Genomic DNA, 15,140 nt, shown 5'->3' with positions numbered 1-15,140 from the left:
CGCTGAAAACCACGAGGAAAAGATAATGTATCGTACGATCATGGTTCCGGTAGACATGGCTCACGTGGACCGGCTCGACCGCTCCCTCCAGGTGTGCGCGGACCTTGCCAAGCTGTACAGCGCAGAGGTGGTTTACGTGGGCGTGACGACGGAAGCGCCGTCGGAAATTGCGCACACCCCGGCAGAGTTCGAGGCACGCCTGAAGGCCTTTGCCGAGGCGGAGACGGCCACCCACGGCCACAAGGCCCGCGTTCGCGCCTACGCGAGCCACGACCCCACGTCAGACCTCAACCACACACTGATCGAGGCCGTGGACGACACCGGCGCAGACCTCATCGTTATGGCGGGCTACCTGCCGAGCTTTGCCGACCACTTCCGGCGCTCTCACGAGAGCGTGCTCCTGAACCGCACCAAGGTGTCGCTGCTGGTGGTGCGTTAGTCTCCAGCCGCGTCGGAGCCGCTGCGTAAAGTCGCTGCTGATAGCGCCGGATTCACGCTGGTCACGCCATAAAAAAAGCCACGCCGTTGCCGGCGTGGCTTTTTTCGTACCGTGTTGCGCAACCCTCAAACGTCGAGGTTGGAGACTTCCAGCGCGTTGTCCTGGATGAACTCGCGGCGTGGCTCGACGTTGTCGCCCATCAGGCGGGTGAAGACGTTGTCGGCGTCGTCGGCCTCGGTGATGCGCACCTGAAGAAGGGTGCGTGCATTGGGGTCCAGGGTGGTCTCCCACAGCTGGTCCGCGTTCATTTCGCCAAGGCCCTTGTAGCGCTGGATAGCGATGCCCTTGCGGCCTGCGGCAAACACGTTGTTGGCCAGCGCGCGGGGGCCGTAGAGGTCGAAAGACTTGTCCTTGCGCTGCAGCTTTGCGACACCGGCATACACCTCCTGCAGGTGGTCGGTGTAGCTGGCGAGGCGCTTGGCATCGGATGAGCCGAGGAGCGCGCCGTCGATCTGCGCAAATTCCTTCACGCCACGCACAGTCCGCTCGAAGGTGAGGCCGCCGTCTTCGGTGGCAATGCCGATCCAGCCCTGCTCGAAGTCTTCGGACAGAACGTCGAGCCGAGTCGCAACGCGGTTGGCCAGCGCGGCGGCCGCTTCGGGGTCGGCAAGGCTTTCGGGGATGAGTGCGCCTTCGATGGCAGCCTGCTCGACCACCGTGCGGTTGTAGCGCGAATGCATCCCGTCGAGGATGTTGGCGATGGACCGGGCTTTCAGCGTCGTCGCCGCAAGGTCGGGGCCGATGAGGACTTCGCCGGACGACAGCGTGAGGTTGCTGTCTTCGAGCCCCGAGGCGGCGAGGAAGTCTTCCAGCGCGCCATCGTCGTGCAGGTATTGTTCCGACTGGCCGCGGCGCACCTTGTAGAGCGGCGGCTGGGCAATGAAGAGGTGCCCGCGCTCGATCAGTTCCGGCATCTGCCGATAGAAGAAGGTGAGCAGCAGGGTCCGGATGTGGGCGCCGTCCACGTCGGCATCGGTCATGATGATGATCTTGTGGTAGCGCAGCTTCTCGACGTTGAATTCATCCTTGCCGATGCCGGTGCCGAGCGCGGTGATCAGCGTGCCGATTTCGTTGGACGACAGCATCCGGTCAAACCGGGCGCGTTCCACGTTGAGAATTTTTCCGCGCAGCGGGAGCACGGCCTGATTGCCGCGGTGGCGGCCCTGCTTGGCCGAACCACCTGCCGAATCGCCCTCGACCAGGAAGAGTTCGGCCTTGGAGGGGTCGCGCTCCTGACAATCGGCGAGCTTGCCGGGGAGGGACGCGATGTCGAGTGCACCCTTCCGGCGGGTCAGCTCGCGCGCCTTGCGGGCGGCCTCGCGGGCAGACGCCGCCTCGATCACCTTCTGGACCAGGATCTTGGCTTCCTGACCGTGCTCCTCCAGCCAGGTGGAGAGGCCCTTGTTGACCAGACCCTCGACCACCGGGCGCACTTCGGAGGAGACCAGCTTGTCCTTGGTCTGCGACGAGAATTTGGGGTCCGGCACCTTTACGGAGAGCACGCAGGTGAGGCCCTCGCGGCAGTCTTCGCCGGTGAGGGTGACCTTCTCCTTGCGCGTGGCGTCCGCGTAGGAGGTCATCTGCCGGGTCAGCGCCGCGCGGAAACCGGCAAGGTGGGTGCCGCCGTCGCGCTGGGGAATGTTGTTGGTGAAGCAGAGGACGTTCTCGTGGTAGGTGTCGTTCCACCACATGGCCACTTCCACGGTGACACCGTCACGCTCGTCCTGGAACGTGATGGGCGCGGGAACCAGCGCCGACTTCTGCCGGTCGAGATATTGGACGAAGGCGGCGAGGCCACCCTCGTACATCATCGCCTCCTCGCGCAATTCCTGGCCGCGATTGTCGCGCAGGAGGATCGAGACGCCGGAGTTGAGGAAGGCGAGCTCGCGCAGGCGCCGTTCCAGCGTGCCGAAATCGAATTCGACGGACGTGAAGGTCTCCTGAGAGGGCAGGAAGCGGACTTCGGTGCCGGACCGGCCTTCTGCGGGACCGACGTCGGCCAGCGGGGCGACGGCGTTGCCGTGGGCAAAGCTCATCTTGTGGGTGCGGCCGGCGCGGCGAATGGTGAGGTCCAGCTCGGCGGACAGCGCGTTGACGACCGAGACGCCCACGCCGTGCAGGCCGCCGGAGACCTTGTACGAATTCTGGTCGAACTTACCGCCGGCGTGGAGCTGGGTCATGATGACCTCGGCCGCCGAGATGCCTTCCTCGGTGTGGATGGCGGTGGGGATGCCGCGGCCGTTGTCGGTGACGGAGACCGAACCGTCGCTGTTCAGGGTGACGGTGACAATGTCGGCGTGGCCGGCAAGGGCTTCGTCGATGGCGTTGTCGACCACCTCATACACCATGTGGTGCAGGCCCGAGCCGTCGTCCGTGTCGCCGATGTACATGCCGGGGCGTTTGCGCACCGCATCGAGGCCCTTCAGGACCTTGATGGAATCCGCGCCGTAATCATCCGGCTGCAGGTCTGGCGAATCGGGCTCGGAGCCCTCGGTAAGGGGGGTGCCTTGCATGCTATCCCGTCGGTTGGCCGCGTGGACGGAAACTTAGGCTAGCGGCCTATCCTGCGCGAGTGTGAACACTTTATATATAGGCCTATGCACGGGTTTTGAAACACAAACCGCTATCGAAGGCCGGCTTGCATGGCAGACGGCCCTCAAGCGGGGTGCAAGGCCCCTAGCGCTCATCCTGCGAGCGGACAAACGCGAGCTGGAGGAAGTTGGTGACCCCCGGCGTGTGCAGCGGCAGGCCGGCGATGACCACGATCCGCTCACCGGTCTTGCCGAGACCCTCGTTGACCATTGTGGCGCCGGCAAGGGCGATCAGCTGTTCCAGGTTGGTCGTCTCGTCGACGACGACGTTGTGGAGGCCCCAGGCGATGCCGAGACGGCGCGCAGTCTTGGCGCGGGGGCTCAGCACCAGGATGGGCTTTTGCGGCCGCTCGCGCGACACACGCAGCGCCGTGCCGCCGCTGGTGGTGTAGCAGACCGTGGCGGCCACGTTCAGCGTTTCGGCAATCTGGCGGGCGGCTGCGGCGAGCGCGTCGGCGCCGGTGGACTCAGGTTCGGTGCGCTGGGCGAGGAGAATACCTTCGTAGTTGGCATCCTTCTCCACCTGCTGCGCAACGCGGTCCATTGTGGCGACGGCCTCGACCGGGAAGTCTCCGGCAGCGGATTCAGCGGACAGCATGACCGCGTCCGCGCCCTCGAAGACGGCGGTGGCCACATCGGACACCTCGGCGCGGGTGGGCACCGGAGAACTGATCATGCTTTCCAGCATCTGCGTGGCGACCACCACGGGCTTGCCGGCGCGGCGGGCGGCACGGGTGATCCGCTTTTGCAGACCGGGCACGGACTCAAGCGGCATTTCCACGCCGAGATCGCCGCGGGCGACCATCAGCGCGTCAGACATCTCGATGATTTCGTCCAGCCGCTCGATGGCCTGGGGTTTCTCGATCTTCGACAGCAGCGCCGCACGGCCGCGGGCGACCTTGCGCACTTCCGCAAGGTCTTCGGGGCGCTGGATGAAGGAGAGCGCGACCCAGTCCACATCGGCGTCGAGCACGGCGTCGAGGTCGCTGCGGTCCTTGGGGGTGAGCGCGCCGACCGGCAGCAGCGTGTCCGGGCAGGACACGCCCTTGCGGTTGGACAGCGGGCCGCCCTGGATCACCGTGGCCTCGGCGCGGTCCTCGTGCACTTCGGTAATCTTGAGGGAGATCTTGCCGTCGTCGAGCAGCAGGCGGTGGCCGGGTTTCAGCGCGCGGAGAATTTCGGGGTGGGGGAGGTGAACGCGGTCCACCGTGCCGGGCGTGGTGTCGGAATCGAAGACGAAACGGGCGCCGTTGACCAGCTCCACCTTGTCGTTCTCGAACTTGCCGACCCGCAGCTTGGGACCCTGAAGGTCCGCAAGGATGGTGATGGGGCTGCCGATTTCGCGCTCGACGTCGCGAATGAAGCCGACCAGCTCACGCATGAGCGGGTGATCGGCGTGGCTCATGTTGATGCGGAAAACGTCTGCACCGGCGGCGTGCAGTTCCTTGATGCGCTCCCGGGTGGAGGAGGCGGGACCGAGCGTTGCGACGATCCGAACCCTGCGGGCTCGAATCATTGTCCGCCGATGCCCGCTTTCGGGCGCTCTGTCAGCTGCACGGTCCAGGACAGCTTGTCACCTGTGTCGACCTCCACGAAGCCGCGCCGCTCGAAGCCGCGGGCCACGCAATCGCTGGTGCCTTCGATGGTGAATTCCTTGTCGTGAGTGCACATGAAGGCCGTGCCGCCCCAGGCGCCACCTTCTTCATAGTCCAGTGCGTAGAGGTAGTAGAAGCGCGAGGGCAGGGGGCCATCCACGACGACCTGGCAGGACTCTGCGTCCACGTTCCACCAGCCTTCGCTCACCCAGTCCTGCTGGTCCTTGTAGCCGATCGCGATGCCAACCTGGACGGGAGTCTTGTTGCAGAGGCGAAGTTCGGCCCTTGCGGTGCCTGCGGTGGAAGACAGAGCGGCGGCGGCCACAAGCACGGCAAGAGCCGGTAGCGTGAATTGGCGAACCGTTCGATACATCTGCTGCGAGCCGTCCTTTTTTTCGTTCATCGTCAACGTGTTCGCGGCGCTAACCCATCTTTTCATGCTGGGTGACGGGAGCAATGTCAATTGCACCGCGGGTTTACACCGCGCAGACCACAAACTCGTAAACCACTGTGGTTAATGCGCTCGAATCACACTCGCTACTGAATGATATCAGGAATTAGCATACGAAACTGTTCCAAGGCTGACATGTCCACACCAGAGCAAAAGGCAACACCGGGCGTGTTGAAATCTACCAAAGCCACGCAACAACCCTCGCGTTACCTTAAACAGAGTTTTATTCAGTTGGATGAAATTTTTGTCCGTGAAAGACATTTTGAGAGCACGTTAAATGACTGCCGGGGGTGGTTCGTCGGATCCTGTGTGGTCCGGATGCCACGCGAGAGAACTGCGTGAAGGACCGAAGCGCAAAACGCACGCGCGTACCTATTTTGCAACATTTTTATGCGTGTTCCGCGCTGAAAGCTCCCGCCCGGCCATGGTGCCTGGTCTGGGCACCGCGCAACGCGCCAGGCAGATCTATTTGAAATTGAATGGCATTTTATCGAATTGCAGCTGTGCAACACCCCACGGCCGGACCCTTTTTCGTTAAGGCGGTCTTTACCCGCGCCCGCTTGGCTTAGCGCGAAGAGCGGGGATGAGCGGTGGTCGCTGGATTGATCGCATGCCCGCTGCGGTCATTGTGGCCGGGCATCAGTTCTTAAGGAGACAGTCATGGTGAATGGCGGAGTGGCCGGCGATCAGCTGCGCGCATTCGTTGAGCGCATCGAGCGCCTCGAGGAAGAGAAGAAGGCGCTCGCGGACGACATCAAGGATGTCTACGCCGAAGCCAAGGGCAACGGGTTCGACGTGAAGATCCTTCGCAAGGTGGTCAGCCTGCGCAAGCAGGAGACCAACGAACGGCTGGAGCAGGAAGCGGTCCTCGACCTCTACCTCGCTGCCCTGGGCATGAAATTTTCCGAAGACGAGCAGCGCGCCGCCGCAGCCTGACGCCGGGCTTCAGCCGCCCGCGATCTCGCGGGCGCGCTGGCGCAGCGCAAATTTCTGCACCTTGCCGGTGGTGGTTTTCGGCAAGGGCTCGAACACCACCCGGCCAGGCAGCTTGTAGGCGGCAATCTTCTGCCGGCACCATGCGATCAGGGCTGCCTCGTCGGCACCTTCGCCGTCCAGCAGCTCCACGAATGCGCACGGAGTCTCGCCCCATTTCTCGTGGGGCATCGCCACCACCGCCGCTGCACTGACGGCGGGGTGCGCATAAAGCGCCGTCTCCACCTCGATCGACGAAATATTCTCGCCGCCCGAGATGATGATGTCCTTGGCGCGATCCTTGATCTCGACGTAGCCGTCCGGGTGCCGCACCGCGAGGTCGCCGGTGTGGAACCAGCCCCCTTCAAACGCCCTCTCGGTCGCGTCCGGGTCCTTCAGGTAGCCCTTCATCACGATGTTGCCGCGGATCATGATCTCGCCAATCGTCTCCCCGTCGAACGGGGTTTCGGCCATCGTGTCCGGGTCTTTGACCGTGAGGCTCTCCTGCAGCGTGTAGGCGACGCCCTGACGGGCCTTGAGACGGGCGCGATCCTCAAGCGGCTTGTCGTCCCACGCCGGCTTCCAGGCGGAGACGACACAGGGGCCGTAGACTTCCGTGAGGCCATAGACGTGGGTGACGTCGATGCCGACGCCCTCCGCCTTCGCGATGACGGAGGCGGGCGGCGGAGCGGCGGCGACCATCATGCGGACCGGCGGGTCAGCCCTGAAGCCGGCGCGCGTTGCGCCCTCGATGGCCATCTGCATGACGATGGGCGCGCCGCAGAAGTGGGTAACGCCGTGCCGCTGAAATGCGTCCGCCACCGCATCGGCGGAGACCGCGCGCAGGCAGACGTTGACGCCCGCCGCCATGGCGATGGTGTAGGGAAAGCACCAGCCGTTGCAGTGGAACATCGGCAGCGTCCACAGGTAGACCGGGAAGTGCGGCAGCACCCAGTCCAGCGCATTGGAGATTGCCGTGGTGGCAACACCCTTGTGGGAGTAGACGACGCCCTTCGGCCGCCCCGTGGTGCCGGAGGTGTAGGACAGCGAGAACGAATCCCACTCGTCGAATGTCGGCACTTCGGTCAGCGCCTCGGCGGCGAAGAGGTCCTCGTAGTTGAGATCGGACGGGCCTTCGGTTTCCGGTGCGAGGGCATCGTCGATCCGGGCGACGCGGGGGCGCTCGTCCATCAGGGCCAGCGCGTCGGCCAGCCGCGGCAGGAGTTCGCGATCGCACAGGACGAGCCGGCACTCGGAGTGGGTGAGGCAGTAGGCCAGCGTGTCGGCATCGAGGCGGGTGTTGAGCGTCAGCATCACCGCGCCGGCCATCGGGATGGCGAAGTTGGCCTCCACGAAGGCGGGCGTATTGGGGGCAAGGATGGCCACAACGTCGCCGCGCGCGATGCCGTGGGACAGGAGCCCGGCTGCCAGCTGCCGCACGCGCCCGTCCACCTCGCCCCATGTGGATGTCCTGTCGCCGTGGATGATTGCGGGCTGCTCGGGGAATACCGCGGCTGTCCGGGCGAGAAAGGCGAGCGGGGAAAGGGGCGCTGCGTTGGCGCTGCAGCGGTTGAGGCCGGTTTCGTCCATGATCTTATTCGGGCTGTTCGAGCATTGCGGCAAACTGGGTGAAGGGCAGCGGGAACGAGTAGAGGTAGCCTTGCGCATACCGGCAGCCGATGTCGCGCAGCACCTCCTGCTGTTCGGAGGTCTCGACGCCTTCGGCAATGACGTTGAGACCCATCGACTGGCCCATCTGCAGGATACCCTTGACGATGGCGCGTTTGCGCCGGTCGCTCTCGATTCCGAAGACGAACTGCTTGTCGATCTTGATCTCCTTCACCGGAAAGCTGGTGATGTGGATCAGCGACGCGTACCCGGTGCCAAAATCGTCGAGGCTGAATTCGACGCCGGAGGAGACGAGATACGAGATCTTGTCGTGCAGCGACTTGTCGTCGACGCCGATGATGACGTCCTCGGTGATCTCGATGATGAAGTCGCTCGGCTTGAGGTTGCCGTCGCGGGTCTTCTCCAGAAACGTGTCCAGAAAGTCGTTGCGCAGGACCTCCGTGCGTGAGGCGTTGACGGAGACACGGAACGGCCGGTCGGTGGTGGCGCGCAGCTTGGAGATGTCGGCAATGACGGCGTCCAGCATGGCGCGGCCGACGCGGCTGCCGACCTCGTGGTCGTCGAGCGCGTAGGCGAAATCCTTCGCGTCCAGCACCATGTCGGGCGTCTGCCAGCGCACCAGCGCCTCGACACCGACGACGGCGTTGGTCTCCATGTCGATCTGCGGCTGGTAATAGGGCACGAATTCGCGCTTCGCGAGGCTTTCGCGCGCCTGCACCAGAATTGTGGCCCGGCGCTTTGCGGTGTCGTCGGCGATCTTGCGGTCGAACACGATCACCGGCTCGTCGAGCTTCCGCTTGGCGCGGGACAACGCCATTTCCGCAGCGCGGGTCAGCTCTTCGGGGCCGCTGGCGTGGGCGGGGAAGAAGGCGACGCCGGCGCTCATGACGATGTCGTTCTTGCCGGCCCCTTCGCGGCGCATTTCGTCGAACTGCTCTTTCAGCCGCGAGATGATGGGTTCCAGCCTGTCGTTCTCCGTGGCGCCGGACACGATCAACGCAAATTCGTTGATGGAGACGCGGGCGATGGTGTCGCTCTCGCGCAGGATCGACGTCAGCCGGGAGGCAACCTCCATCATGTTCTTGTCCGGCATGGTGTAGCCGGAATGCTCGGTCAGGCGCGCAAAGTCGGAAATCTCCACCAGCACGAGCGCGAAGGTCCGTTCCTCGCGCTTGGCCTTGCGTACGGAGACCGCAATCCGGTCCTCGAACAGGAGGCGGTTGGGCAGGCCCGTCACCGGGTCGTGGTTGGCCGCCCACCACAGCCGCCGTTCGGTGTTGAGCTGCTTGGTCACATCCTGGGTGATGCCGAAAAGCTTGCGGCCCGTCCGCTCGTTGGACGTGCGGCCGACCGTGCGGACCACGCGGCGCTCACCACCTGGCGTGTCGATGGGGGTGGTGAGGTCGAATGCCCCGCCTTCGGCAGCGGCGCGCTCCATTTCCAGCGTCAGCTTTTCACGGGCGGGGGAGGGGTAGAGCTCCAGAATGCGCTCCAGCGTGACCTCGCCGCCGGGGTCCAGCCCGTGGATTGCATAGACCTCTTCGGACCAGGCAAGCCGGCCGGTGCCGATGACCTGCTCCCAGCCGCCGATCTTGGCGAGGGCCTGCACATGGGACAGAAGCGCGTGCTCGGCGAGAAGGCGCTGCCGTTCGGCGCGCATGTCGCCGAGACGGTAGATGATGGGGAGGGCGGAAACCGCGGCCCGCCGGAAGGCGGACAGCGGCATCGTCTTGCCGGGGGCGGGCACCGCAAACACGACGGTTTCGGTTTCGGGAAAAAAGATGGCCTGCGCGGCGTCGCCGAGCTGGCTGGTCACGGGCGCCGAGATCAGTGCGCTGGACTGGGCTTCATTCTCGTCGAACTGGTTGGCGGCCACGGCCTCGCACACCGCGTGGACGGTTTCTTCGCGCAGGGTTTGCGGCAGGCGCAGGAATTCGCTCGACCCGGCGTGGACCACCTCATCTTCCAGCGCGAGCACGCCGCAATAGCGCACACCGAGGCTGTCGGCGAGCAGATTGCAGGCCGCTGCGGAGAGTTCGAGAAATGGGTCGTCCGATGGATCCGCAGCCACACCTGTCAGCCTTGAGCGCCTAGAATCACTTAACCACGGGGGCGATTAAGGTTGCATATCTTTATCAGTCACGTTCACCGAAGCCGTCATTGACCAGTGCCGCGATGGCATCTGCAGCGGGTCGCGCATCGGTGCCTTCCACCGTCACTTCCACCGTACTGCCCAACGTCGCCGCAAGCATCAACAATCCCATGATGGATCGTCCGCTGACGGACTGACCGTCCTTGGTCACCTCTACCTCGGACTGGAAGAACTCCACCGTGTTGACGAATTTTGCCGCGGCCCGCGCATGCAGGCCCCGGCGGTTCACCATTGTCAGGAGCAGGCGCTGCGCCTGGTCGTCTTCAGCTTCCGGCGAGGACATGGCTGGCAATACTGATGTATTTGATACCGGCGTCCCGTCCGGCGTTGACGGCCTCAGGCAGCGTCATCCCGGTTCGGGCGGACGACAATTTCACCAGCATCGGCAGATTCACGCCGGCAATCACCTCAATATTGGTCGACATCACCGAGATGGCAAGATTGGAGGGCGTGCCGCCGAACATGTCGGTCAGGATCACGACTCCCTTGCCACTGTCCACGCGGTTGACCGCGGCGAGAATATCCGCGCGCCGCTGTTCGATGTCGTCGTCCGGCTCGATGGATATCGGCTCCACCGCATCCTGCGGCCCCACCACATGTTCCAGCGCCGCCCGCAGCTCCTGGGCCAGGCGGCCGTGGGTGACGAGAACCAGTCCAATCACAAGGTCGCCCCTTTTTTCATTGTTCGCATCTGGCGAAGGCGCACGTTGATCTGCTGTGCCGCCCACAGTCAAGAACCGGAGGGTTGCAGGAGCGTCCACAATGCGGTTGCACCGGCCTCCGGCTGCCGTGCGAACAGGCAGATCCGCGGCAGGTGTGCACCGCGCAGGGGAACACGGGAAGGGTCCGGCATCCGTTCCGGCGCGTCTTCGAGGTCGGCCACATGGGTGAGGCGCACGGCGGGCAGGTACGGTATTGCGGCAATGCCGTAGCCGCGGATTTCGGCGAGACCACGCAGCGCCTCGGCAGGACGCGCGACAAGCCTCCCGTTCGACGCGCGCAGATCGACCCGGTCGTCGGCCACCAGTGCGGCGTAGTGCCCGCTGGCGTGCCACCTTGCGATGAGTGCCAGCGCCAGCGCGGTCTTTCCGGCGCCGGGTGCGCCGCGGACGAGCACGCCCCACGGCCCGAGCGCGACGGCACCGGCATGGATGGTGGCGCTCACGCGGTCACGGGCAGGCGCACGGTAAACCTTGCACCGGCGACGTCGCGCGCCGGACCAAGCGTCGTGCGGTAGCGGTTTTCTGCGAAGATCTCGCCATTGTGCGCTTCGATGATCTGGCGCGAAATTGCGAGGCCCAGCCCCGAGTTGTTGCCGAAGGAGCGCTGTTCGGAACGGTCTGTGTAAAAACGCTCGAAGATCCGCTCCAAGCTGTCTTCGGCAATGCCGGGGCCCTCGTCGTCCACAACCACTTCGATGAAGTTGGCAAAGCGCTGGGCGGTGACCACCACGCGGCCATTGTCCGGCGTGAACGAGCGCGCATTGTCGACGAGGTTGGTGAACACCTGCGCAAGACGGCCGTCGTTGCCGACGACCACAAACCCGTCGGTGCTCTTGGTGCCGCGCACCACAAATTCCACGCTCTTGCCCTGCTCGCGGCCAAGCTCGGCCTGGGTCGTGACCACCCCCTCAATCAGCTCGATCAGCTCGTAGCGGGCATAACCGTGACGGTTCAGCTCCGCGTCGAGCTTGGAGGCGTCGGCAATGTCGGTGATCAGCCGGTCGATGCGGCGCACATCGTGCTCGATCACGTCGAGGAGCTTAAGGCGCGATGCTTCCGCCGTGACGCGCGGCAGCGTTTCAGCGGCGCTGCGCAGGGAGGTGAGCGGGTTCTTGAGCTCGTGCGCCACCTCGTCGGCAAAGGCTTCGATGGAATCGATGCGCGTGTAGAGCGCCACCGTCATGTCGTGCAGGACGCGGGACAGCTCGCCGATCTCGCCACCATCGGACAGCTCCGGGATGGGCGCGGAGACTCCGCCGCTGCGGATCCGGTCCGCTGCGCGAGCAAGGCGGCGGATCGGCATGGTGACGGTGGCCGCCAGAACGATGGAGACGACAATGGCAATCAGCCCGGCGATGAGGAAGATGCGCACGATGGCAAGTTCCTGGCGATAGGCGATCCCGGTTACTGCCCCCGGCGCACTGCGCAGATGCAGCGCCGCCAGCACGGTGCCCGACGCATCGGTGATGGGCGTTGCAACCGAGATGAGCGTGTCGGCATTCGCATCGGCACGGACGCTGACTGTCTTGACGCCGCCGAGGGCGGAGACGGCTTCGTCGAGGTCAGCGGCAACGGCGTCTTCGGCCGGTTCCAGCGGCAGCGAAGGCCGCAGCCAGAGCCCGGCAATCGCCTCCCAGACCGAGCGGATCAGGCTTGGGGCGGGGGCTACGGGGGCTACGGGGGCTTTCAGCACCGGGCTGCCACGCTGCTCGACGGCAAGCTCACTGTGGAAGATCGGCTCGCCATCGGCGCCGAAGATGCGGACCTGAGCAATCGAGTCCTGCAACACGGTCGCAATCACGTCACTGACGCCAGGCCGGTCGATCTCCGTCGAGGCCGGCGCCGGGATGCCGCCCTGTGGTGCCGGCGCGCCGGCGGCGGGGGTGCGGCCGTCCACCGGCAAAAGGGTGAAGTACGGCGTTTCCGGCGTGAGCTGGTGGAAGGCGGCGGCGGTTGCGTCCGCCTGGACCAGAAGGCTGCGGATCACAGCGTCGGTCGCACCGCGCCGGAGGTCGGCGACCTTGAGCGTGGCGAACAGCAGGATTGTCAGCCCGACCAGAAGCACTGCCATGAACTGGAGCGCCAGCCGCGAGAAGCCGAAGGTGGTGGCCTGCAACAGCCGGCCGGTGGGCGGACGGAAAACGCCGGGCCATGGCGTCTTGAAGATCGGCTGTGTGTTCACGGGCCGGGCTGTTCCTTGCAGGCGCTGTATGATGCCGACGGACCTGCTGGCGGCCTCATTCTTCCTTGAAACGATATCCGACGCCATACAGCGTCTCAATCATGTCGAATTCGTCGTCGGTTTGCTTGAACTTCTTTCTAAGGCGTTTGATGTGGCTGTCGATGGTTCTGTCATCGACATAGACGTGGTCGTCATACGCCGCGTCCATCAGCGCGTTGCGGCTTTTGACCACGCCCGGCCGGTGTGCCAGGGCCTGCAAAATCATGAATTCCGTCACCGTGAGGACGACGGGCCGGTTCTTCCAGGCGGAGGTATGGCGGTCGGAATCCATGGTGAGGTGGCCACGCGTCAGCGTGCGGGCCGGCGTTTCCGGCTCGGCCGCCTGTTCGCGCGCCTGCGCACGCCGAAGCACCACGCGGATGCGTTCGACCAGCAAACGCTGGGAAAAGGGTTTGCGTACGAAATCGTCCGCACCCATCTTGAGGCCGAAGAGCTCGTCGATCTCGTCGTCCTTGGAGGTGAGGAAAATCACCGGCATATCTGTGCTCTGCCGTAGCCGGCGGAGCATTTCGAGCCCGTCCATCCGCGGCATCTTGATGTCGAGCACCGCAAGGTCCGGCGGATTGGCGTTGAGACCCTCAAGCCCCGAAACCCCGTCATTATAAGTGACCACCTCGAACCCCTCCGCTTCAAGCGCGATCGAAACGCTTGCAAGGATGTTCTGATCGTCATCGACGAGTGCGATTATCGCCATGGTCGTTCGCCTGTTTCGAAATCCGGCCAAGCCCAATTCAATATGGCGGCACAAGCGGGATGTTTGTGGCTCAAATGTGTTTGAGGGGTGTGACCTATGTCACAAAGCTGTCGGTCTGTAGGCTGAAGGAGCATTTCGATGAGCGATCGATGGACAAAACGGGATGCTGCCCGCTTGGCGCGAACTCTCGTCCACACCGCGCCGGAAGCGGCGTTGGGCACGCTCGCGGCACAGGGCGGACCCCATGTGAGCCATGTGTCTAGCGCTACCATGATTGATGGTGCACCGGTGGTTCTGGTCTCGCAACTTGCTCTGCATACCCAGAATATTGCGCGCGATGGCCGTGCATCGCTGATGTTCGTCGCCCCGCTTGCCGGGCTCGACGACAATAACGCGCGCGCACGGGTGACGCTGGACGGCACGCTGGCGCCGGTGCCCGATGCCGCGTTGGCGCGAAGTCGCTTCCTGCGGCGGCATCCCGCAGCCGAAATGTATGTGGATTTCGGTGATTTCGCGTTCATGGCGCTGGCAGTGGCGGACGCGCACCTGGTGGCGGGGTTCGGCCGGATCACCGCGCTCGAACCGGGCGACATTCTGGCACCGGCCGACATGGCCGCCGCGCTGGGCGAAGTGGATGTTTCCGCCTGCACCCATATGGACGAGGACCATGCCGACGCGCTGGAGCTGATTGCGACACGCCTTGGCGGCGGTCCCGCGGACGGTGCGTGGCGCAGCGTCGGGATCGATCCGCTGGGGATCGACCTTGGCGCGGGCGGGGCGGTGGTGCGCGCCGAGTGGGACACCCCGGTGGCCAGCAGCGGGGCCCTTCGAGCGGCACTTGTGGCCATGACCAAGGCAGCACGCGGCTAGAACGGAAAGAACGTGAAGGCGATGCCAAGGCCGATGAAGCCGATGGCAATGCCGAGGACCAGCAGCAGCCCGTCGCGCACCATCAAGCCGAGCCCGATGACAAGCATCGACAGTCCGGCCGGGAAGGCGCCGAACGGCACCACCGCCAGCGGATACATGGAAAGCGAGACGATAATGCCGCTGATGGCGACAAGCTGGTGAAATGGCGGGGAGAGCATGAACTCCATCCGCGGGCCAATCACGCGGTCGATCCGCCTTGCCCACCCCTTTGCCTTGTGGAGGGACCGGACGAGCCGCTCCCGACCGATCGCCCGTGTCATGATGAACCGAGGCAGCCAGATCTTCTCGGCACCGAACAGGAGCTGGACCGACAGGAGCAGCATCACGGTGCCGGTGAGGATGCTCATTCCCGGAATGGCGCCGGTGGGCAGCACCGCAACCAGGGACGTGATCACGAAGAGAGAACCGAACGCACGCTGCCCCAGCGACGCGACCACATCGGACACGGCGACCTCTTCGCCCTCGGTGTCGTTCTCGATGGCATCCAAAAGGGAGGCGAGGTTGTTGCTCTTGTCGGGCTCTTCGGCCATCGGCAGGGCTCCGTCTACTGGTCGCAAGGTCTTGTGGGACGCTAACGAACCGGGACGACAGTTGTTCACTTTCGGGGCCTTCCTGCAAAGCCCCTTGCAGTGCGCGGTTGCCGTGCGATGTTGGCGGCCGGCC

The 15,140-nt window shown here is 64.6% G+C and carries 14 protein-coding genes; 3 read left to right on the top strand and 11 right to left on the bottom strand.

Going from position 1 to position 15,140, the window contains the following annotated elements:
• Window positions 1-25: 25 nt before the first annotated feature.
• The gene (locus RDV64_RS07760) at window positions 26-439 is read left to right on the top strand and encodes a universal stress protein (RefSeq protein ID WP_309198702.1); all 414 of its coding nucleotides are present in this window, start codon (window positions 26-28) and stop codon (window positions 437-439) included.
• A gap of 125 nt (window positions 440-564) precedes the next feature.
• On the opposite strand, the gene gyrB is transcribed toward RDV64_RS07760, so the two are convergent.
• From gyrB to RDV64_RS07745, 3 genes are all read right to left on the bottom strand, one after another.
• Entirely contained in the window at window positions 565-3,012 is a 2,448-nt protein-coding gene (gyrB, locus tag RDV64_RS07755; protein ID WP_309198701.1) for a DNA topoisomerase (ATP-hydrolyzing) subunit B, read from the bottom strand.
• A 163-nt stretch (window positions 3,013-3,175) separates the two neighbouring features.
• Complete coding sequence (gene pyk / locus RDV64_RS07750) at window positions 3,176-4,606, bottom strand: pyruvate kinase (RefSeq protein WP_309198700.1); 1,431 nt, start codon at window positions 4,604-4,606, stop codon at window positions 3,176-3,178.
• Window positions 4,603-5,088, bottom strand: coding sequence for a DUF1036 domain-containing protein (locus RDV64_RS07745; protein ID WP_309198699.1), 486 nt, complete (start codon window positions 5,086-5,088; stop codon window positions 4,603-4,605). Before RDV64_RS07745 ends, pyk begins: the two co-directional genes overlap by 4 nt.
• Before the next feature lie 708 nt (window positions 5,089-5,796).
• Between RDV64_RS07745 and RDV64_RS07740 the strand changes: the two genes are divergently transcribed.
• On the top strand, window positions 5,797-6,072 hold the full coding sequence (locus tag RDV64_RS07740; protein ID WP_309198698.1) for a DUF2312 domain-containing protein: 276 nt from the start codon (window positions 5,797-5,799) through the stop codon (window positions 6,070-6,072).
• A gap of 9 nt (window positions 6,073-6,081) precedes the next feature.
• Here RDV64_RS07740 and RDV64_RS07735 read toward each other — a convergent pair whose 3' ends face one another.
• The 7 genes from RDV64_RS07735 to RDV64_RS07705 form a co-directional block, all read right to left on the bottom strand.
• Entirely contained in the window at window positions 6,082-7,698 is a 1,617-nt protein-coding gene (locus tag RDV64_RS07735; RefSeq protein ID WP_309198696.1) for an AMP-binding protein, read from the bottom strand.
• 4 nt (window positions 7,699-7,702) lie between these two features.
• On the bottom strand, window positions 7,703-9,808 hold the full coding sequence (locus RDV64_RS07730; RefSeq protein WP_309198695.1) for a bifunctional diguanylate cyclase/phosphodiesterase: 2,106 nt from the start codon (window positions 9,806-9,808) through the stop codon (window positions 7,703-7,705).
• 64 nt (window positions 9,809-9,872) lie between these two features.
• The gene (locus RDV64_RS07725) at window positions 9,873-10,172 is read right to left on the bottom strand and encodes an HPr family phosphocarrier protein (protein WP_309198694.1); all 300 of its coding nucleotides are present in this window, start codon (window positions 10,170-10,172) and stop codon (window positions 9,873-9,875) included.
• The gene (locus RDV64_RS07720) at window positions 10,153-10,551 is read right to left on the bottom strand and encodes a PTS sugar transporter subunit IIA (RefSeq protein WP_309199454.1); all 399 of its coding nucleotides are present in this window, start codon (window positions 10,549-10,551) and stop codon (window positions 10,153-10,155) included. The genes RDV64_RS07725 and RDV64_RS07720 overlap by 20 nt, the downstream gene beginning before the upstream one ends.
• A 68-nt stretch (window positions 10,552-10,619) precedes the next feature.
• Window positions 10,620-11,054: an HPr kinase/phosphatase C-terminal domain-containing protein gene (locus RDV64_RS07715; protein WP_309198692.1), complete on the bottom strand. Its 435-nt coding sequence runs from the start codon at window positions 11,052-11,054 to the stop codon at window positions 10,620-10,622.
• A complete protein-coding gene (locus RDV64_RS07710; RefSeq protein WP_309198691.1) occupies window positions 11,051-12,793 on the bottom strand; it encodes a HAMP domain-containing sensor histidine kinase in 1,743 nt (580 codons plus the stop codon). The genes RDV64_RS07715 and RDV64_RS07710 overlap by 4 nt, the downstream gene beginning before the upstream one ends.
• Window positions 12,794-12,848: 55 nt before the next feature.
• Window positions 12,849-13,547: a response regulator transcription factor gene (locus RDV64_RS07705; RefSeq protein WP_309198690.1), complete on the bottom strand. Its 699-nt coding sequence runs from the start codon at window positions 13,545-13,547 to the stop codon at window positions 12,849-12,851.
• A gap of 138 nt (window positions 13,548-13,685) precedes the next feature.
• Here RDV64_RS07705 and RDV64_RS07700 point away from each other — a divergent pair, with 138 nt between their 5' ends.
• Window positions 13,686-14,417 carry a DUF2470 domain-containing protein gene (locus tag RDV64_RS07700; RefSeq protein WP_309198688.1) on the top strand — a complete coding sequence of 244 codons (732 nt, stop codon included), beginning with the start codon at window positions 13,686-13,688 and terminating at the stop codon, window positions 14,415-14,417.
• Here RDV64_RS07700 and RDV64_RS07695 read toward each other — a convergent pair.
• A complete protein-coding gene (locus RDV64_RS07695; protein ID WP_309198687.1) occupies window positions 14,414-15,007 on the bottom strand; it encodes an exopolysaccharide biosynthesis protein in 594 nt (197 codons plus the stop codon). The two genes, RDV64_RS07700 and RDV64_RS07695, sit on opposite strands and share 4 nt — an antisense overlap.
• Window positions 15,008-15,140 lie beyond the last annotated feature (133 nt).

The sequence above is a fragment of the Acuticoccus sp. MNP-M23 genome (genome assembly GCF_031195445.1).
Taxonomy (GTDB): Bacteria; Pseudomonadota; Alphaproteobacteria; order Rhizobiales; family Amorphaceae; genus Acuticoccus.
This window is presented reverse-complemented; position numbering and strand designations above follow the sequence as displayed.

Excerpts from the sequence above, each read along its gene's own strand:
- RDV64_RS07760 (WP_309198702.1), top strand. The coding sequence starts at position 26 with ATGTATCGTACGATCATGGTTCCGGTAGACATGGCTCACGTGGACCGG.
- gyrB (WP_309198701.1), bottom strand. The coding sequence starts at position 3,012 with ATGCAAGGCACCCCCCTTACCGAGGGCTCCGAGCCCGATTCGCCAGAC.
- pyk (WP_309198700.1), bottom strand. The coding sequence starts at position 4,606 with ATGATTCGAGCCCGCAGGGTTCGGATCGTCGCAACGCTCGGTCCCGCC.
- RDV64_RS07745 (WP_309198699.1), bottom strand. The coding sequence starts at position 5,088 with ATGAACGAAAAAAAGGACGGCTCGCAGCAGATGTATCGAACGGTTCGC.
- RDV64_RS07740 (WP_309198698.1), top strand. The coding sequence starts at position 5,797 with ATGGTGAATGGCGGAGTGGCCGGCGATCAGCTGCGCGCATTCGTTGAG.
- RDV64_RS07735 (WP_309198696.1), bottom strand. The coding sequence starts at position 7,698 with ATGGACGAAACCGGCCTCAACCGCTGCAGCGCCAACGCAGCGCCCCTT.
- RDV64_RS07725 (WP_309198694.1), bottom strand. The coding sequence starts at position 10,172 with ATGTCCTCGCCGGAAGCTGAAGACGACCAGGCGCAGCGCCTGCTCCTG.
- RDV64_RS07705 (WP_309198690.1), bottom strand. The coding sequence starts at position 13,547 with ATGGCGATAATCGCACTCGTCGATGACGATCAGAACATCCTTGCAAGC.
- RDV64_RS07700 (WP_309198688.1), top strand. The coding sequence starts at position 13,686 with ATGAGCGATCGATGGACAAAACGGGATGCTGCCCGCTTGGCGCGAACT.
- RDV64_RS07695 (WP_309198687.1), bottom strand. The coding sequence starts at position 15,007 with ATGGCCGAAGAGCCCGACAAGAGCAACAACCTCGCCTCCCTTTTGGAT.